Source organism: Chitinophaga sp. 01L420 (assembly GCF_056399985.1).
The window spans coordinates 1-18,851 of sequence record NZ_JBFTSK010000064.1; the positions used below are offsets into that span (position 1 = coordinate 1).

Here is an 18,851-nt window from a genome sequence, read left to right on the forward strand (position 1 = left end):
ATTCTGGGCAGCGAACAGGCTGAAAATCTTTCTTCCTTCATCTGGTAAAATAGGAAAATCAAATCCTTTCTTTTCTTTAAAAGGTTTTAATTTTTCCCATCCTTCTTCCCGGCCAAAAACAAAAAACGCAAAACGTGGGTTATTCTTATGCGGCGCCCATATCGATTTCTGCACCTCGGGCAATTCTGCATTACATGGCGGGCACCAGGTGGCAAACAGGTTAAGGAGTACCAGTTTCCCTTTATAGTCCGCGATATTCACCGTTTTGCCTTCTGTTAGTTCAAAACTGAATGAAGGGACATTGTCTCCTGTTTTGATATAGGTGTCCTTATCTTGTGCATAGCTGCTATACGTGCTCAAAAAGGTAAATAAACAAACAAGGAATTGTTTCATGAAGCGTATTTTTAGAAGTTTAAATTACAATTTTTATAGGAATCCAATTGCCATAAGTGATGTCTAGAAAGCTTTACTTCCTCCTTAGGATCAGGTAACAATGTTGGGCTAAATACTTCTTATAACCATTTGATTAATCTCATCGGTTTGGGTACTTTCGCGAAATATAATGGATTTCTGCTTCTCCTCCTGCGCATCAAAACTGAGTATTGTATGGCAGTTTTGTGTGTGGTAACTCAAAACTATCAATATTACAATGCTCTTTTTTATTCTTTAACCGGGAACTTGGGTTATTTACTTAATTTTGCGTCCGAAAATACAGCGCATATGACAACACAGGAATTCATTGCCGCAGCATTCCTCGAAGACGTGGGCAGCGGCGATTACTCTACACTGGCATCCATACCTGCCGATTCGAAAGGTAAGGCGATACTTAAAATAAAGGAAGAAGGTATACTGGCAGGCATGCAGCTGGCGCAGGATATTTTCCATCATCTGGAAGAAGATGCAAAATTCACCCTCTATAAAAAAGATGGCGATGCTGTAAATAATGGCGAAACCGCGTTTACTGTTGAAGCCAGCGTGCATACCATATTAAAAGCAGAAAGACTGGTGCTTAACTGCATGCAGCGCATGAGCGGCATCGCAACGCTTACCAATAAGTACGCCGATAAAATAAAAGACTACAAGACCAAAATACTCGATACCCGCAAAACCACGCCGCTGTTCCGCGAATACGAAAAGCAGGCAGTGCGCATTGGCGGCGGTTACAACCTTCGCATGGGCTTGTACGATATGATCATGCTGAAGGACAACCATATCGATTTTTGTGGCGGCATAGAGCAGGCCATACAGAAAACCAACGAGTACCTTGAGGCCAACAACCTCAACCTGAAAATAGAGATCGAGACCCGTAACCTCGATGATGTGCGCCGTGTGCTTGCTGTGGGCAATGTACACCGCATCATGCTCGATAACTGCTCGCCGGAACTATTGGAGGAAGCAATTGAGCTGATTGGCGGTAAGTACGAGACCGAGGCGTCGGGCGGTATCAATCTCGATAACATTATTTCATATGCCCGTACTGGTGTCGATTACGTCTCATGCGGCGCTATCACAAATCATGCTGTGAGCATGGACCTTAGTTTAAAAGCACACAAAATATAGCGCAGATATTATCGCTGTTGTTATTACCTCGCTGTCACTAACCCTGGTACGGATGTTTTCCTTATGACCACATGCCTTTAGCATGTCATCAACAATACAGAAAATTGATATAATTTTAGCCTCACTGAGCATTGTATGGTAGTTTTGTGTGCTCGTGTTGGAAGGGAAAGAAAAATAGCATTGATAAAAGAGCTGAGAACAGGAATGTCTCAGCCTTTTTTGTTTTTTATGAGCATCAGGTTAGAGAGTAAGTCGAAATCATGCTGATTGATTTCAAAAGCACCCGTCCTGAACGGATATCCCCAGCTTTTCTTATTTTGAATGAATTCGAGTTGATCTATAAGTGGTAAAATCGAAATATCATGATGAGGGAAGAAGTCCACATCTCTTCTGAATGCTGAAAAATCAGGCGAGAGCTGCACTTCATATATTTCTTTGTCCTTAACTTTCCCGATGGCGGTGAACTCCTGGCATTTATCCAATTCTCCAAAAGTTATTTTGGACGAGTAATAAATAATAAAGTCGCCCGGATGCATGCGTTTTAACGGAGATGATTTCCCGTGCCCTGCCTGTGCAATGCCTGCAGCAATCCCGTTTTTTACGTGGTCTTTGGAAGCCACAACAATCCAGTATTTAGGGTGTGAGGTAGTAGTCATAAGATAAAGTAATCATTTTTTTTGATACTTTCAATTGCCGGATGTGATACATGCGGCGCTATAACATTATCCAATAAATGAAATTTGAGACTTACCAGCCATGTGATATTTTAAAGCCTTTTATCAGGTCTTTTGCTATCGCAGAAATCACCCGGGAACATACTTACACCGTGCTGCCGGATACGGGTTTGATTATTTGTTTACAATATAAAGTGCAGTCTTCCTTTCGGGCTAATCATTTGTTCCTTCCTTCCTCCGGACTTACCGGCTTACAGGATAGTTACCGCACTTATAGCGGTGCGGCCAATATGGGGTCGGTGTTAATTCGTTTTAAAGCAGGGGGTGCCGCCGCTTTTTTTAAACAACCCATGCATGAAATTTTTGGCGGAAGTATTTTGCTGGATGATTTTATGCGCCAGTCTGAGCTGATCCTGTTAGAAGAGCAATTATGCGAGGTGGCCACTGATATAGAAAAGATCAGCATCATTGAAGCATTTTTAATAGCCAGACTGCAACATGATCCATTAGATGAGCTGGTTACAACTGCCATGAAAATTATTCATCGCAATAGCGGTAATATCAGGATAAAGGAATTGATGCAGCAGCTATATATCAGTCAAAGCGCATTGGAAAAAAGATTTCGGCAGGTGGTAGGCGCGTCGCCTAAAAAATTTTCAATGATCGTTCGCTTTAAACATTTCATTGAAAATTACAATCCGCAAGTTCCCTTGTCCGATCAGGGATGGGAAGCAGGATTTTATGACCAGGCTCACTTTATAAAAACATTCAAATCTTTTACAGGCGAAACGCCGGAAGTTTTTTTTAGTAAAAGATGAGAAAAACGATTTTTTACAATGGCAGCTCACAGCGATTGCGGACCTTGCAGGACCCAATAGGGGACTTACAAAAGCAATATATATGAGTACATCCGCCAGTATTTCAATTGAATTCAATCACCTGATTATCTTTGCAAAAGACAAGCAGCAGTCTGCCGTTTTTTTAACTACACTATTGGGCCTGCCCGCACCGCAACCAGCAGGATTCTTTCTGGCCGTGGATTTTAAGAACAATGTGACTTTTCAGTACGCTGAACCCGGTGTTGATTTTATCATGCAACACTATGCATTCCTGGTGTCGGAATCCGAATTTGATGAAATATTATCGCGCATCCAGGAAAGAAAACTCGAATATTGGGCAGATCCGCGTCAGCAAAGGCCCAATGAATACAACTGTAATCATGGAGGGAGAGGACTGTATTTTTTGGATCCCTCCGGGCATGGGATGGAGATCATTACACGGCCCTACGGCAGCGGGGAGTAATCAGGAAGATATGATTTCGTTCTTTGCAGGTATTCGCAGGTTTTGCTATCTTGTCAGCCATCAAATATTTTGTTTCTGGCGTCTGTGTTAAACAAATAAAACGACTCCTCGTGCCCAACAGCGAGTATACTACCAACCAAATGCCAGGGAGTCTACCCCCGAAATTAATAGGGGAGCGGTATGAATATCATCAGGCATGATGTCAGTAAAGGTATAAGTCATCATTCAGAGAAGCTGTTGTTAGTTAATAAGCGAAACTTTTATTTATTATAGCGTAAATTAAGCCGTTTAATAATTAATAGTAGCTTCGTTTTTTTTACGGATAATCATGAGATGACCATGTCTGATAGTATTACATATTGTTATCCCGCTCCTTCTGTACTGCATACTGCCGGCGCCTCGCAGCAACTGATGCTGGCAGGATACAGCGAAGTGGAGAAAGTGCAGGCCCGGGAGTTTTTCCAGGGCACACTGGAACAACCCTATATTACTGCCCGTTGCCTGATAACTTTATCGAACGTGGTGAAGTCGAATTTTACGTTAACACCGGTGCAGGCGTCTATGATGAAAGACCCTATTGTAACGGCAGGCGCAGATAAATTACGTTTCGAAGGATTTTCGCATTGTGCGGGCGTATACGCCCGGGTGGATGTATTGCCGGGCGGTCATCAGGGTATATTCCCTGCTAACGGTACGGTAAACGTAGATTTTAATCAGCCTATGATCAATGCGCTGGGTAGTGTTGGCAGAAATGCACACTTGCAGTTATCGGTAGGTGCACAGGAAATTAGCCTGCAAAGCCGGCCGGAGGAAAGGGTTACAGAACGTAAGGTACCGCTGCCCATCAAATGGATCAAGGGACTTACCACTGTGCAGTTATTCCTGGCAGCGGCGGAATGCACCCATCAGTTTAATAAAATGCAGTTGCGACAATTGTTTCAGAGCATTCCCTCCGGCAATGTAAAAGCTGATTATTACCTGGTAAAACAGGGTAATAAGCCGGTGTTTACGCCCGCAAAATCGGCGAATGCCATTTGCATTGGAGGTATTCACCGGCTTAAGCTGCTGGAACCTTTGCTGCCATTGGCCGATGAATTAAGCGTGTTTGCACACCCGGATATGCAGAGTACTACCTGGCAATTGTATTTTGGCAGCGTACGATTCAGCTTTACCTTATCACGTGAAGCCTGGAGAGGCTTTTCCGGCGAGGGCGCCGCCCTGGAATCTCTGATAGCAGATGTGCCGGATTACCTGGTGGCGGCCATCGACAAATACGGCTATGTGAACCAGGAATTTAACGCCACCTTGCTGGCGGTAAAAGAACATATCCCTTTTGAACAGGTGGATCAGCTCACCGGCCGCCTCGCGGCAATGGGCCTGCTGGGCTATGACCTGGATGAAAACAGCTATTTCTACCGCCGCCTGCCTTTTAAACTGAGCAGGATACTGAGCCTGAATCCCCGTATGAAAGATGCCGAACAACTGTTGGCAGATGACAAAGTACTCATCGTTGCCGATGCAGAGGGTACAGTAGAAGCGCGTGTAGCCGGTACCGGTATCACGCATACGGTTATACTGGAAAAAGACAATGCCCGCTGTACCTGCACCTGGTACGCAAAACATCAGGGCCAACGAGGATCCTGTAAACATATCCTGGCGGTAAAAAAGAAAGTATACCAGGACTTTTGATTTCTTAACCCATATACAATAGCTGACAATGACGCATCCGGAAGAGCTGCAACAAATGCTGGAAAAAGAATATGAACAGGAAATGATTCCGTTCCTGCAAAGACTGACACCTGCAGAAAGAAAAGCATTGATACCCACCATAAAACAACAATTCAACTACTATAACGAAATAGTGGAAATCAGGTCAAACGTTTACAGCACAAGGATGTCTGTACCGCAGGGAAATATGTTGGCCATGGCGGCTTTCGTATGTTATGACCGGGCTGCTGTGCAAAGGACTAACTTTCTGTCGCCTCTGTTCAGACATAAACTACTGGAGAAAATTTCCCCGTGGTACATCGCTCCGTGGTTTGATTCAATGATGGCGGAACTGGCAGAGAAAGATGCTTTACCAGGTGACCTTCCTTATGAGACCATCATGGAGCTGGCGGCACAAAAGCTGCTGACACCTACCATTCCGATGGTCGTGAACCGGTTTCCATATTCGATTTTTGTCAGTGGAAAGAGAAACCGTTATGATACAGCTATCCTCTTTAAACATAAAGCAACACTGTCTGAACATATCTGGTATCTATTCGAATACCCTTCCAATATTCATTTCAGCGATCGCTGGAATGCTGTGGCGGAAGAGGCGCACCCAAACGAAGAACCTAACTGGAGAGGGGTGATAAAAAGACTGACCGGAGATGGTACCCTTGACCGGATGCGGATAATGGAGGAGAGCCTGAAGGCTGCTAACAGGAACTTTAATAAATTGCTGACAGGATGGTTCATGGATTTGCTGGTAAGTCTGGAGCCGGCAAAAGCAGAGTTGTTGCAACTGCAACCGCTGTTGCTGTTAGCGCTTGACTCGCCACAAAGCAAAGCGGTCGGCACTGCCCTGAATTTTCTCAAAACATTATCCGCAGAAGAAACCTTTAGCTATACCGCATTACTCGATCATCTGCCGCAAATCATTGCCACCGATAAAAAATCAATTCTTTCCACTACTATTCAAATACTGGAAAAAATCTGTAAAAAATATCCGGCAGTACAATCACAGGTATGCTATGAATTATGCCAGGCCTTTATTTCAAAAGATGAAGAAGTACAAACGAAAGTGGCTAAGCTGCTGCTTCAGTTTGGCGATACCAACGATAGCGCACTGAAAGAACAACTGACATTGTTTAGAGACAGTATGCTGGTCGGCACTCAAAAAACACTGCAGTCGTTTTTTGATGGAAACAGTGTAGCCGCTACCGTGCCGGAAGACACCGTGGCGCCACGGTTGCCACTGATAGGCGCTCACAATCTCATACCGGAAATCACAGACCCTAATGAGCTCGTATTCCTGGCCAGCCAGGCCTTTGAAAATAACGAGACGTATCATATTGATCAACTGCCGGCGCTGCTGGTAGCGATGCAGGATCGCATCACTACAGACATCCTGCTGCAAATGGATCCTGCTTTTCAACGGGCGGCCACCATTTTTAAACAACTGCCATCAAGTGCAGGTCTCCTGGATCAGGCACTCGCCCTGTTCTTCCTAAACTATGGCAAGTGTATGGCGGATGCCCGCCCGGAATATGCCGAACAGCTCAATATTATTAAGCATGCAAAACATTGGTGGCGCAATCGCCTGGAGATCCCGGTACTATCCAACTGGAAGGCTTCAAGGGATGAACAGGCGGTTTATATCCCTTACAAAAAGTTGCTGATAACGGCATTGCAGAAGATAACGGATAAGGATACACTGCCTTTATTATTTACACCTACACATAGTCCCGCCTGGCTGGACCCGGTAGTGCTGGTACAACGTTTACAACTATACGAAGCTGCCCGGGTGGCACCAGACGAATTTGATCTTCAGGTAGCGATTGCCCGTTGCGCACTGGAAGATACGGATGCCGCCAAAGCGCTGGTGGCCACGATGCCGCAAGGAGAGTATCAGCGTTTACTGTCATTCCTGTTGAATACCTCCGAGCTGCCCCAGGCGCCATTTACCACCCCATCTGCCTGGATGCAGGCGGGTAATACCAAAGCCCCACTGATAGCATATGAAGCATTCCATGATTTTTCGTATAACCGTTTGCCGGTAGCCTTCAGGAATGGTAACTTCCCATGGAAAGTACATCGCCGGCCATATGAAGCCTATGGTGAGTATAACCTGGAAAAGAAAGGATACGACCGCTATTGGTCAGAAGAAACGGTGATGGAAATAACTTTCGAAGAAGCAGGAGACCGGCTGTTAAAAGGCCCTGCACCCTTGCTGCAGGAATATTTGAATGGCGTTGGAAAACATTTGTTTATTGCTATTGCCGATATTAAAAGGCTGCTGTTCCTGACGCCCAACAATCCTTCCGTACTGCTGGCCAGGGTCATGAATACCTGTCAGACTTACTCGAGCTTCTACGAAGTACCGGAAACCTCTATGGTAACAGGTGCGCTGCAGGCCATTCAGGAATTGGATATAGTGCCGGATGACATCATCTATCTGTTTATTGCCTGCAGTATGCTGCATGCCGACAAAACCGTCAGGGCTTATGCGGCCGCGTATTGGAGCAGCCGGGTACCCGACAGGATCAACAGTGAGCGCCTTGGCCAGATGATCAGCCACCTGGAACGCATACAGTGGGCCCCTTTAAAGCGTTTCTGTGACCTGGTGCATGCCAGTATGATAGCTATCAGTCGTTCCCATAATGAGGCCCTGGAAACGATGCTGACGGCCTCCCTGGAGCATTTTGAACCTACACCGGTAAAGGACCTGAAAAAACTGCTGGAGATTTATACGGAGGTATTAGCACTCAACGACAGCCGGATCAGCAGTCCTCACCTGGCGCGACTACTCCCGGAGTGGCAAACAAACAGCACCCTGAAGAAAGTCGCCGTCAGATTACAGCAACTGTTGACCGTTTCCCAATAATCATCTCCTACATACAGATGCCCGGGGTAGTAAATTTTTATTTACCACCCGGGCATTTGCTTTAAAAGAAAAAAATACCCGTTTAACGCAATTCAGTATTAGCCTTGAACAATTCACTATTAGATTTGATCATACATTTTTAATTACTTTTGGTTGAATAACTAACAAGAGCCACTTGTTGATTAACGAACACGATTTCCACTATGAAAAGGGACTGCTGTCACGTATGTCCGCCCACGACCAGTCTGCCTTCCAGGCGCTGTACGAACGCTACCATCATGCTTTGTACCGGCAGGTCTTCCAATTACTGCGTTCCGATACAGAAACAAAAGATATTTTACAGGATGTTTTTATCACGCTTTGGGAAAAACGGGTAGAACTTGATGGAGATCGTTCCGTTGGTGGCTGGCTGTTTACGGTAACATTCAACCGTACCATGAATCACCTGAAGCAAAAACTCCGGGAGAAAAACAGGGCATTGGTAGCAGCGGAAATTCATGGCTCGCCGATTGACCGCAAAGAGATGGAAGCCCAATGGATAGTGCTGGAGAAAGCGGTGGCGCAGCTGTCGCCCCAGAAAAAGAAAGTGTTCCAGCTCTGTAAAATGGAAGGCCGAACCTATGAGGAAACCTCCCGGCTGATGGGTATTTCCCGTTATACTGTAAAAGAATACCTGGGAGAGGTGATGAGTGCTATCCGGAACTATGTACGCCAACATCCTCCATACGACGCATCTATTATTATATGGCTGGTGCTGGAAAATTTTTCCAGATATTTTTTTTAATACCCCCCCTTTTTCTCCTCCCCGTTGTATATATCATTAACAACCAGCAATCACACTTTTGAAAAGCGATATACAAAAGCTAAAAGAATTACTGGCATCTGATCAATGGTCTGATGAAGAAGAGCAATGGTTGCTGAACTACCTGGAAACAACCGATGCAGCGGAGTTACGTGAACTGGTAGCAGCCCAATATGAGAAAGACCTTTCAACAGGTGTCAGCATTACTGATACTACTTCCCGTCAGCTATGGGATCAGATACGCATGCGGTTAGACGAGAACCCTCGTGCGAAGGTGGTCCGTATGAAAAACCGTGGCAGGGTACTTAAGTGGGCTGCGGCAATTATGCTGTTAGTGACGGGAAGTTTTTATTTATGGTATCCGCGTACGCATAACTATGTGGCTGCGGTGGCAATAACACCGGGCAGCAGCAAAGCGATGCTCACGCTGGCCGATGGAAAAATAGTAACGCTGAACGACACGGGCACACAGATAATCCGGCAGGGTACTACCAATATCCGCCAGGATAATGGACAACTGCAATACGCAGCCACCCGCAATGAGGGGACCGCTGGTTATAATCTGCTGACAACCCCGCGTGGTGGAGAGTTTCGTGTAACGCTGCCAGACGGCAGTAACGTATGGCTAAACGCCGCCTCTTCTTTAAAATATCCTACCAGCTTTAATGGAAAAAGAATGGTAGAACTAAAAGGGCAGGCATACTTTGAAGTAGCAAAAAATGCCCGTCAGCCTTTCGTGGTAAAAGTGAACGAGATGGAAGTGCAGGTGCTGGGAACCAGTTTTGATATCATGGCATATGCAGACGAAGCAGCCGTGAACACCACTTTATTAACCGGTGCAGTGATCGTAAAACACCAGCTCACCGAAAAAAAATTACAGCCTGGCCAGCAGACCGTACTAAATACCACTTCCGGCGCTATGACCGTACAACCAGCGGACATAGAAAAAGTAATGGGCTGGAAGAATGGATTATTTGATCTGGAAGATACCGACCTGCCCACATTATTGCGTCAGCTCTCCCGCTGGTATGATATTAATATCGTCGACCAGTCAGGAGGCCATGCCACCCAACGTTTTGGGGGGAGAGTCGGGAGAGATATGAGTTTAACCGATGTACTAAAAATATTGGAACAATATGACGTTCATTGCAGGATAGAAGGAAGAACGCTGACGGTATTGTCAGAAAAGTAGCGCATCACTGCATTTATAACATTCGAAACAGCATTGTAACATGAACCCGGCCCGCCGGAAAGTGAACACTATGCCTGTACTGTAAGAAAACCAAATCAGCACCAATTCCGGATTAAAACCACCGGAAGTATATGATGACGAATAAATAAACAAACAATTACTTTTTTATCACCCAATTCCACTAACGTATGAATCTTTATGTTAAAAACAATCCTCCGGAGCTCCCGGAGTCAGACTCCCTTACGCGGTATCATTGGTGTAAAATCCCTGACAGCTTATTTCGTGGTATGAAACTGACCATCTTTCTCCTGCTGATAGTCTCACTGCAGGTTTCAGCCCAGGGCACCGCCCAAACAATTACACTCACCGCCAAAAATGAGTCCCTTAAATCTGTATTGAAGAAGATTGCAAAACAGGCAGGCATATACGTTGTATACGAAGAAAGTGATGTGCAAAATATTGCCCCGGTTAACATCGAAGTAAAAGCTGTTAGTTTGAAAGATGCCCTGGATATCTGCTTCAGAAATCAACCACTGATATATGATATCATGAATAAAACAGTGGTGGTAAAAAAGAAAAAAGAAAGCATTGCACTGGTGCGTGAACGGGAACAGAGAGAACCCCGGGAGGTCCGCTCTATCAGGGTGCTGGGCCGGGTACTGGAAGCAAAAGATCCGCCTGCACCATTGCTGGGCGCTAATATCACCATCAAAGGTGTGGCGAAGTCAGTGGCCACCGACAAAGACGGTGTTTTCCAGATTTATGTACCCAGGGAAAGTGTACTGGTGATATCGATGGTGGGATATAAAAAGCAGGAATACCTGGTGCGGGAAGAACAGGCCAACCTGATTATCTCCCTGCAGGAAGATTTAAAAATACTGGACCAGGTGGTGGTAACCGGTTTCGGTAGCCAGAAAGTAAAAAATATAGCCAGCTCCGTTAGTACGGTGAACATGGGCAATGTAAAGAATAAACCGGTGGTGCAGCTGTCGCAGGCCTTGCAGGGCGGTGCTACCGGTATACAGGTGTCACAAACCACTGGTCTTGTTGGTAGCGACCAGGCCAACATACGCATCAGGGGAGTGGGCACGTTACTCAATGCAGCCCCGTTGGTGATTGTGGATGGTGTGCCATTCGATATGAATAATTTAGATCCCAATACCATCGAAAGCATTACCGTATTAAAAGATGCGGCCTCTGCTTCTATGTATGGCGCAAGAGGCGGTAACGGGGTGATCATCATCACTACCAAAAGGGGAGTAGCGGGTGTACCCAACATGGAGTATAATGGTTTTTATGGGATACAGCGGCCGCAGTACATGCCCGATTTTGTGGATGCCGCCACGTGGATGCGGTTAAACAATGAGGCGATGCTTAATTCTGGTGGTAACCCTATTTACTCGGATGCCGACATCAACGCTACAAAGGATGGCAGCGACCCGGTTAAATATCCCAATACCAACTGGCCGGATTTAGTGCTGCGAAAATCTATTCCTATTCAACAACATTCCCTGCAGGTGTCTGGTGGTAATACCGCTGCACGGTTTGCACTCTCCCTCAACCAAACCAACCAAAAAGGACATGTACGTAATTCCGATTACAGCAGAACTACACTTCGCGCCAACACAACTGTCGATCTGCTGAAAAATCTGTTCATCTACATGGATATTTTTGCTTCCCGCACCAGCCAGAACCAGCCATATGCGAGTAACCGTCTCACCACAGATATTTACCGGAGAATGTATACGGTTCCACCAAACATTAATTCCAGGTATCCTGATAAAGCAGAAAATCCGGATTATACCTATTACGGGATCTACGGCGAAAGCTGGAACCCGGTAGCCATGCTGGAAAAAGGCGGATCGCTAAATAAAACGAGAGATGAAGCATTGATTAATATCCGTCCACAATGGAATATTTTACCTGGCTTAAGTTTAAAAGGACAAGCCAGCTACCGCGTAGCTTCTGGTCTTGATAAAGCCGACCAGGAATCTTACATTTTCTTCGACTATTTCACCAATCGTACTGCAGGCGTAAATTATCCTACCGTAAAAACAGCTACGCTGACGGCCAGGGAAAATTATATCTATTTCGGCGGCAACTTCGATTATACCCATGCTTTCGGTAAGCATGATGTAAATGCTATTGCAGGATACACACAGGAATTGAGGACCTACGAATCCTGGAAAGATGTGGCGCTGAGATCCCTGTTCGCCAAAGCTTTCTATACCTATGATAATCGTTACCTGCTGGAAGCAGGTATCAGAAGAGATGGTTCATCCCTCTTCGCCACCGGTAAAAAATGGGGCATCTTTCCTTCTGTAGCTGTTGGCTGGAACATAGATCAGGAAGCCTTTTTCAAATCCAAAGCTATCAACAGCTGGAAGGTGAGAGGCTCCTATGGCGTGCTGGGAAACAATGCGATTGATCCATATCTCTATCAAACTACCATTGATGGTGGTAATGGTACAGAAACAGTGATCGGTAATCCGAATGTTACCTGGGAAAAAGTAAATGAGCTGAATATAGGTACAGATATCAGTCTGAGAAACGGATTGAGTATGACGGCTGAATGGTACAACAAAATCACCACCGATATGATCATCACGCCGCAGCCTAACTATACATCCGGTATAGGAATAGGCAGCGGCAATAGCGGTGCACCTGTTAACGTGGGCAGTGCAAGGAACAGGGGGGCGGAAGTAAAACTCACTTACGTGAAAGCCGTTTCAAAAGATTTTGCTTTCAATGTAAGCGTAGGCTATTCCAAAAATAAAAGTGAGGTGCTGAAGCTGGTAGGTAATGGTCAACCTATCATTAGCGGTAATACTATTTTGTATGTAGGCGGCGCCCTGAAAGAGTACTATGGTTATGCTACCCAGGGCTTGTTACAGGAGAAAGACATGGCAGATGCAAAAGTAATGAAGATCAGTGGACAGGCAGCAGGAGATATTCATTTCCTGAACAGCAATGGTGATAGTTTGATCAATAACCTGGATAGAGTACCCCTGGGAAGTACAGAGCCTACCGATGTGTTTTTTGGTAACCTCGGTTTCCGTTACAAAGGTTTTGATTTTGAAACACTGTTTTCCGGCGAGTCCGGCGCACCGCTATTCTACACCGGGTTAATGGCCATTCCTCTGAACATTGGTGGCGAAAGCGGTACCCCGCAAAAGTCGCAGCTGAATTACTGGACGCCGGACAATCCGAATGCAGAACGTCCACGGCTAACGCCAACACCTGGAACGAATGGCAATTTCTCCGATTTCTTTAAGATGAACGGCAGATTTTTGAGAGTGCGGTATATACAATTAGGTTATGCCTTACCTGCAAACGTTTGCGCGAGGATAAGAGCAAAGAGCCTGCGGTTTTATGTGAATGCACAGAACGTATTCACTTTTTCAAATGTAAAACTGATAGACCCGGAAAGTGGGGGCGATCAAACAACGGTGCCACTCCTGAAAACCTATACACTGGGTTTAAATCTTAGATTTTAAAATACCCGAAAATGAAAAAAGTAGCTATAAATATCGTCAGCGCATTTTTAATTACAACAGTCCTGTTCAGCTGTAATAAATCGTTCCTGGAAAGGGATAGTCCTACTGCCACTACAGACGCGAAGTGGTGGCGGCTGGAATCGGATCTGTATAATTACCTGGAGGTGATTTACAACAACCAGATTTCTCCCGGCGCATTGATTACGTCTTCTTCTTACCAGGCAAATTGTCGTATGCATATGTCGGGCACCACAGATGAATCCGTATTCCGCGCAAACTTCGGCAGCTGGAATTCTTTTCCATTAGGAGCCGTTACCGCAACAGATGGTTACCTGGCAGACCTGTATCGTCAGAACTATAAAGATATCAGGAACGCTTCCCGCATCCTGGAAAACTATTCGAAGATTTACATGGAGAACCCGGTGGTAAAAGAACAACGTGCCGCTGAAGCCAGGGCGTTGAGAGCCAGGGCTCACCTGACACTCTTCCAGTTGTTTGGACCGATACCCATTGTAGATTCCAGCATTTCGCCTGCGGACCCACAGGCCATCCCGCGTAATTCGCAGGAAGAAGTGGTAACTTTTATTTCCACAGAGCTGGACAAGGCAGCGGAAATTTTACCGGCTACCTATCCCACCAGTGATGCATACAGGATAACGAAAGGCGCCTGCTATGCCATGCAGGTGCAGCTTTACCTGACTATCAAAAATTATGAGCAGGTCATTACCTATGCACGTAAACTGATTGACCTCAAAGTATATGACCTGCATTATGCCAGTGGCGGTGTAAACAGCTATGCGCAGTTGTTCAGCTATGATGCGTTGGAAAACAAGGAAAGGATCCTGTTCAGAAGAACCGGAAACTCCGGCGCCTTCTTCCGGCTGGCACCTAAAAGCTTATCCGGGCAGGCCGCCAACGGGCCAACAGCCGCCATGGTGAACTCCTATGAAACACTGCAGGGCAAAACGTTACAGGAACTGGGGGATGATAGTCTGCAGCTCTACTGGAAAAACCCCCTCTATAAAAATAACCGCGATCCCCGGCTGGCAGCCAGTGTATTATTCCCTGGGCAAACATTCGTAAACAGGTTGCTGGATCCTTTCACCGCCGGATCTGTTGACCAGATCGGTGCGGCGCAGTCAACACAAACAGGTTTCTGGGTAAAAAAGTATCTCGATGCAAGAGATGTTTCCCGGAATAACAGTGGTACCCTCAACTTTATGGTGATCCGCTATGCGGAAATACTGCTGAGTTATGTGGAAGCCCTGGTAGAATCCGGACAATGGCAGCATGCCGATGTACTCATCTACCTGAATAAAATAAGAAACAGGGCAGGGATGCCAAATGCAGATGTCAACGTTTATAATACCCAGGAAAAAATGCGCACCCTTTATCGCAGGGAAAGAAAAGTGGAACTGGCTTTTGAAGGTACCCGGTTATTTGATATCAGGAGATGGAAGATAGGAGAAGAGGTGCTGACCGGTCCGGCACAAGGCGCGATTAATCCTACAACAGGTAAACCGGTGATCGTGGAAACACGGGTGTTCAATGCGGCAAGAGATTACCTGTGGCCTATTCCATTAACGGAGATTAATGGCAATACGGCTATGAAACAGAACCCTAACTGGTAAGATAATACGGCTGTTAATTTAGAATAAGGAAAGCCCTTTCATTCTTGAAAGGGCTGTTTTTATTTTAATCATGTGTGGCTACGGCCGTTTTTTCTGCAGAGGGTCCTTTCTCTTTTTCTTCTTCTTCCACCAGCCATTTGGTGACCTTATACTTTGGCAGTAATTGTTGCAGCTTTTTCGTCAGCCATTTGGAAACGATCTCGAAAACAATAAAACCAATCACAATAGTGATGATCCATTCCAGGTTGCTGTAGGTATGCTTGTCAACTACCGTTTTACGCGCTGTAAGCCCCCATAAATTACGGATGCTGCGGGTAGTGAAGTAATGCGATACCAGGCGGGTAGACATCATGCCTATGACGAATCCTAAAAAGTTGCCCACATAGTTATTGTATACGTATTCCAGGAATTTTCTGATCAGCTTAATTTTCATGTACAGGGATCTTTATATGCTAAGCTAATATCTAATTCGGGAAAATAACAGTGATCATTAAAAATTAACAGCCCCGCCTACGGAAAAAAATATTTTGGTGTTGTTGTCCAATCCGGAATTACTCAATACTTATTGTAGTGTAAACAGTCATTATTCGTCATACAATAAACGTAAACATTATGAATACCCTTGTTTCTTCCGCAGCGGCTTCCCGCACCCGTATCATTGCCTTCTGGTTAACGACTGGCATCATCGCACTGGAAACCGGCGTAGGGGCCATATGGGACCTCCAGAAAATAACATTTGTCCGCACGGTGATGGTGCAACTGGGTTATCCTGAATACATCCTTAACATCATGGGGATATGGAAGATATTGGGTGTATTGGCATTGTTGGCGCCTGGTTTCCCTCGTTTGAAAGAATGGGTATATGCCGGTTTATTTTTCATTTACACGGGCGCGTTTGCCTCCCACCTGGCGGTAGGTCAGTTTCAGGAGGCAGTAGGGCCTGTAATTTTCGCCGGCATCACGTTGGCTTCCTGGGCGCTTCGTCCGGCAGAACGTCGCGATTTTGGGCCTTTATTGAAGCATTTCAATACCTCCTGGCGTACTATTACCGCCTATTGGATAACAACCGCACTGGTGGTGTTTCAACTGGGATCCGGCGGCGTGGCCGATATCCTGCGGCCAGCCTACCTGGTAGAAGGTATGACGAACCTGGGCTACCCGGTTTACTTCTGTGTAATATTAGGCATCTGGAAAGTGCTGGGAGCCGTGGCCATTATTATTCCCCGCTATCCCCRCTTAAAGGAATGGGCATATGCAGGCGCCTTCTTTGATCTTACAGGTGCGGTTGCTTCTCATTTATGGTCCGGAGAACCAGCTACCAGGGTAATATTTCCAATCCTCTTCACAGGGTTCGCATTGGCTTCCTGGGCACTGCGTCCGGTATCCCGCAGGGATCTGCCATATTAAGGAAGGAAGTTGCCGGCAGCAATAAAATAATCTTTCAGATGATGGAATATAGAAGGCGATCAGGCTATGATTGTCTTCTATATTTTTTTTCCTTATGATTTTTGTAAAGAGGAATAATGAATGGTTTGTAACCGCCCATTTCCGAATACATCAAATACTACCGTCTGCGAATGTTGTCCCTGTAAAGTCAGCGTCACTTTGTTGGCGCCTTTCTTCAAAGGAATGCGGGTGTAATAGATGGAGTGGGGGAGACTTTGCCAGTTCCTGGTATCCGCTTTTTCTGTTAAGATATTCAATAAATTAAGTGCTTCTCCCAGTGATTCATTTTCTTTTTTTAGCTGTTGCTCTGCTAATTTTTTGATGGTCAGCCGTGTGAGTGCCAGGCCCATTTCCTTTAAAAATCTTTCCTGCAACGTGCGGAAGGCGAGCTGGTTGATATCTTCCACTTTTTCCAGGGGGGTAATAAGACTGCTGTCTCTTTGTATGCTGGCATTGGTGAAATACAGCGGTTGTTCCACATATTTGGGAAAGGCAATCCGGAATGCATCAAAATGTCTGCGGAGTTGCTGGCAGGAATCGCGGGAAAGCAACTGGAAGTCGAAGGGAATAAAGATGGTGTTATCTGGGTCTGTAAATACAAAATTCCCCGGCCCCCGTTCTGTAAGGGTAAAGAAGAAATTGGCTTCCGCTTTAACAGGTGCCAGTCCGTTTTCCCAGAACACGAGTACTTCTCCGCCATCGCTGCTATTTACAGGTATATAACGGCGTCCGAACTGTTGTTCGTAGTATGCCAGCTCCTGGTGAAAACCCAACTGCCACGCAGTGCGCAGCAGATCATCCTGTAGTTGTACCGGTAAGGTAATGCCATAATAAGTTTTGTCGGGTTTGCCGAGAAACAGATCTGCTGCATTGCGATAGGAGATAAATGCATTATTGATATCGCCGCCACTTTCGTATACCACTCCTTGTATGATCATAGAAAATGCATCATTGGCGTATTTGTTGGCGTTATTATTTTTGCGGTCGTTGAGCGCATAGCCGCTGAGTGAAATACGTCTTGCTTCTACGGTGGCATCTTCCATCATGTTTAGCTGCAGGTAGTTGATGGACTTGTAATAATGGATCAGGAGTTTTTCAAAATCTTCCCCACGATATACCTGCATGGCAGGATTGGTCACGAGGCCCAGTGTCTGGTCCCAGAACTTATTCCTGCTGCCGTTGTCCAGCAAGGAATCGGCGGCGTTAAAATAGCTGTTGCTTTCCTGGTAATGTCCCTGCAGAAAAGTGGTCTTCCCTTTTTCGAGGTAAAACAATAGTTTGTTGCGGCCATATTGCAGAAACCTGTTGTCGTCCAGTTGCCGGGAAGCTTCCTCGAATCGTCCTGCTGAAATGGCGCCATAGTAGTGACCGATGGCATCATTGTAAGTACGGCAGGAGAAAAGGAAGGTCATTACCAATAACAGCGGCAGTAGCCACTTCCATTGATCTGATATCTTGTTCATTAATAATGATGATGTAGGTAAAAAAGGCGCCGGCCGTATGCAGGACCGGCGCACGGTGGAACTGGTTGTAGGTATTAGTTCTTTACGTATTTCGCAATCTTCTTATTGCCAATCCACACGACCTCATTGCTTTGCAGATCTGTTAGTTCCAGATCTACCTGGTAATACAATACCATTTGTTTCTTGTGAGAGTCTACAATTGAGTTGATAGACCCCTGCAGAATGTAATCGGCTCCTACTTCCAGTCCCCATTTTTTCATGGTAGATGTGGACGCATTCTTTTGCTGATCCGCCCGTTCACCTCTCAGTTCCTCTCTTTTAGCGCCACCCTGTACCAGCCGTATTTTTTGGGTGGTAACAAAAGAGCGTTCCATATCTTTTACAAAAGTTTCGGCATCAATATGTTCATGGCTTTTGTTGGCTACCATACCTACTATCACTACGGGTTTCTTGCCCTGGTGCTGCTGCTGGAAATCAGACAACCAGTTTTCTCCCAGTACCCGGGTAATCATTTCTTCTGCTGCCAGGCGGGAGTCGGTATTGTTCCAGCGGCCACTGATATCTATCTGTTCTTTTTCGTCTACCCTTGTTACTTTCCGCGGGGCACATCCCTGTAGTAAAATACCAGCCAAAAGAATCCCTGTAAATGCAGCTGCATTAATTTTAAACATCACGTAAATTTTTATGAATTAT

At 45.7% G+C, this 18,851-nt stretch carries 15 protein-coding genes and 1 pseudogene; 10 read left to right on the plus strand and 6 right to left on the minus strand.

Annotation, left to right across the window (positions count from 1 at the left end; genetic code table 11):
- Window positions 1–393: TlpA family protein disulfide reductase (locus AC1DP6_RS33655; protein ID WP_477058799.1), on the minus strand; the 393-nt coding region annotated here is incomplete at its 3' end.
- A gap of 285 nt (window positions 394–678) precedes the next feature.
- On the opposite strand from AC1DP6_RS33655, the gene nadC reads away from it, so the two are divergent.
- Window positions 679–1,560 (plus strand): carboxylating nicotinate-nucleotide diphosphorylase, encoded by an 882-nt coding sequence (gene nadC / locus AC1DP6_RS33660; protein ID WP_477058800.1) that lies wholly within the window; start codon window positions 679–681, stop codon window positions 1,558–1,560.
- Here the strand turns inward: nadC and AC1DP6_RS33665 are convergent.
- Window positions 1,552–1,692: pseudogene (locus AC1DP6_RS33665) on the minus strand (IS982 family transposase); the annotation flags it as partial. The gene nadC and the pseudogene AC1DP6_RS33665 sit on opposite strands and share 9 nt — an antisense overlap.
- Window positions 1,693–1,769: 77 nt before the next feature.
- Window positions 1,770–2,216 (minus strand): EVE domain-containing protein, encoded by a 447-nt coding sequence (locus tag AC1DP6_RS33670; protein WP_477058801.1) that lies wholly within the window; start codon window positions 2,214–2,216, stop codon window positions 1,770–1,772.
- Window positions 2,217–2,293: 77 nt separating this feature from the next.
- Between AC1DP6_RS33670 and AC1DP6_RS33675 the strand changes: the two genes are divergently transcribed.
- The 8 genes from AC1DP6_RS33675 (at window position 2,294) to AC1DP6_RS33710 (ending at window position 15,249) form a co-directional block, all read left to right on the plus strand.
- Window positions 2,294–3,052: a helix-turn-helix domain-containing protein gene (locus AC1DP6_RS33675; RefSeq protein ID WP_477058802.1), complete on the plus strand. Its 759-nt coding sequence runs from the start codon at window positions 2,294–2,296 to the stop codon at window positions 3,050–3,052.
- Between the two features lie 82 nt (window positions 3,053–3,134).
- Window positions 3,135–3,536 (plus strand): VOC family protein, encoded by a 402-nt coding sequence (locus AC1DP6_RS33680; RefSeq protein WP_441576904.1) that lies wholly within the window; start codon window positions 3,135–3,137, stop codon window positions 3,534–3,536.
- 339 nt (window positions 3,537–3,875) lie between these two features.
- Entirely contained in the window at window positions 3,876–5,225 is a 1,350-nt protein-coding gene (locus AC1DP6_RS33685) for an SWIM zinc finger family protein (RefSeq protein ID WP_477058803.1), read from the plus strand.
- A 28-nt stretch (window positions 5,226–5,253) separates the two neighbouring features.
- Entirely contained in the window at window positions 5,254–8,127 is a 2,874-nt protein-coding gene (locus AC1DP6_RS33690; protein ID WP_477058804.1) for a DUF6493 family protein, read from the plus strand.
- A gap of 175 nt (window positions 8,128–8,302) precedes the next feature.
- Complete coding sequence (locus tag AC1DP6_RS33695; protein ID WP_477058805.1) at window positions 8,303–8,911, plus strand: RNA polymerase sigma factor; 609 nt, start codon at window positions 8,303–8,305, stop codon at window positions 8,909–8,911.
- Window positions 8,912–8,969: 58 nt separating this feature from the next.
- On the plus strand, window positions 8,970–10,121 hold the full coding sequence (locus AC1DP6_RS33700) for a FecR family protein (RefSeq protein WP_477058806.1): 1,152 nt from the start codon (window positions 8,970–8,972) through the stop codon (window positions 10,119–10,121).
- Window positions 10,122–10,408: 287 nt separating this feature from the next.
- Window positions 10,409–13,618: a SusC/RagA family TonB-linked outer membrane protein gene (locus AC1DP6_RS33705; RefSeq protein WP_477058807.1), complete on the plus strand. Its 3,210-nt coding sequence runs from the start codon at window positions 10,409–10,411 to the stop codon at window positions 13,616–13,618.
- An 11-nt stretch (window positions 13,619–13,629) separates the two neighbouring features.
- A complete protein-coding gene (locus AC1DP6_RS33710; RefSeq protein ID WP_477058808.1) occupies window positions 13,630–15,249 on the plus strand; it encodes a RagB/SusD family nutrient uptake outer membrane protein in 1,620 nt (539 codons plus the stop codon).
- Window positions 15,250–15,313: 64 nt separating this feature from the next.
- On the opposite strand, the gene AC1DP6_RS33715 is transcribed toward AC1DP6_RS33710, so the two are convergent.
- Window positions 15,314–15,682, minus strand: a complete 369-nt coding sequence (locus AC1DP6_RS33715; protein ID WP_477058809.1) for a hypothetical protein — start codon at window positions 15,680–15,682, stop codon at window positions 15,314–15,316.
- 179 nt (window positions 15,683–15,861) lie between these two features.
- Between AC1DP6_RS33715 and AC1DP6_RS33720 the strand changes: the two genes are divergently transcribed.
- Window positions 15,862–16,656 (plus strand): DoxX family protein, encoded by a 795-nt coding sequence (locus tag AC1DP6_RS33720; RefSeq protein ID WP_477058810.1) that lies wholly within the window; start codon window positions 15,862–15,864, stop codon window positions 16,654–16,656.
- A gap of 92 nt (window positions 16,657–16,748) precedes the next feature.
- On the opposite strand, the gene AC1DP6_RS33725 is transcribed toward AC1DP6_RS33720, so the two are convergent.
- Complete coding sequence (locus tag AC1DP6_RS33725; protein ID WP_477058811.1) at window positions 16,749–18,158, minus strand: COG3014 family protein; 1,410 nt, start codon at window positions 18,156–18,158, stop codon at window positions 16,749–16,751.
- A 74-nt stretch (window positions 18,159–18,232) separates the two neighbouring features.
- Window positions 18,233–18,829: a penicillin-binding protein activator LpoB gene (locus tag AC1DP6_RS33730; protein WP_477026325.1), complete on the minus strand. Its 597-nt coding sequence runs from the start codon at window positions 18,827–18,829 to the stop codon at window positions 18,233–18,235.
- Between the last annotated feature and the right edge of the window lie 22 nt (window positions 18,830–18,851).

Excerpts from the sequence above, each read along its gene's own strand:
- AC1DP6_RS33680 (WP_441576904.1), top strand. The coding sequence starts at position 3,135 with ATGAGTACATCCGCCAGTATTTCAATTGAATTCAATCACCTGATTATC.
- AC1DP6_RS33685 (WP_477058803.1), top strand. The coding sequence starts at position 3,876 with ATGTCTGATAGTATTACATATTGTTATCCCGCTCCTTCTGTACTGCAT.
- AC1DP6_RS33725 (WP_477058811.1), bottom strand. The coding sequence starts at position 18,158 with ATGAACAAGATATCAGATCAATGGAAGTGGCTACTGCCGCTGTTATTG.
- AC1DP6_RS33705 (WP_477058807.1), top strand. The coding sequence starts at position 10,409 with ATGAAACTGACCATCTTTCTCCTGCTGATAGTCTCACTGCAGGTTTCA.
- AC1DP6_RS33730 (WP_477026325.1), bottom strand. The coding sequence starts at position 18,829 with ATGTTTAAAATTAATGCAGCTGCATTTACAGGGATTCTTTTGGCTGGT.
- AC1DP6_RS33670 (WP_477058801.1), bottom strand. The coding sequence starts at position 2,216 with ATGACTACTACCTCACACCCTAAATACTGGATTGTTGTGGCTTCCAAA.
- AC1DP6_RS33690 (WP_477058804.1), top strand. The coding sequence starts at position 5,254 with ATGACGCATCCGGAAGAGCTGCAACAAATGCTGGAAAAAGAATATGAA.
- AC1DP6_RS33710 (WP_477058808.1), top strand. The coding sequence starts at position 13,630 with ATGAAAAAAGTAGCTATAAATATCGTCAGCGCATTTTTAATTACAACA.
- AC1DP6_RS33675 (WP_477058802.1), top strand. The coding sequence starts at position 2,294 with ATGAAATTTGAGACTTACCAGCCATGTGATATTTTAAAGCCTTTTATC.
- AC1DP6_RS33715 (WP_477058809.1), bottom strand. The coding sequence starts at position 15,682 with ATGAAAATTAAGCTGATCAGAAAATTCCTGGAATACGTATACAATAAC.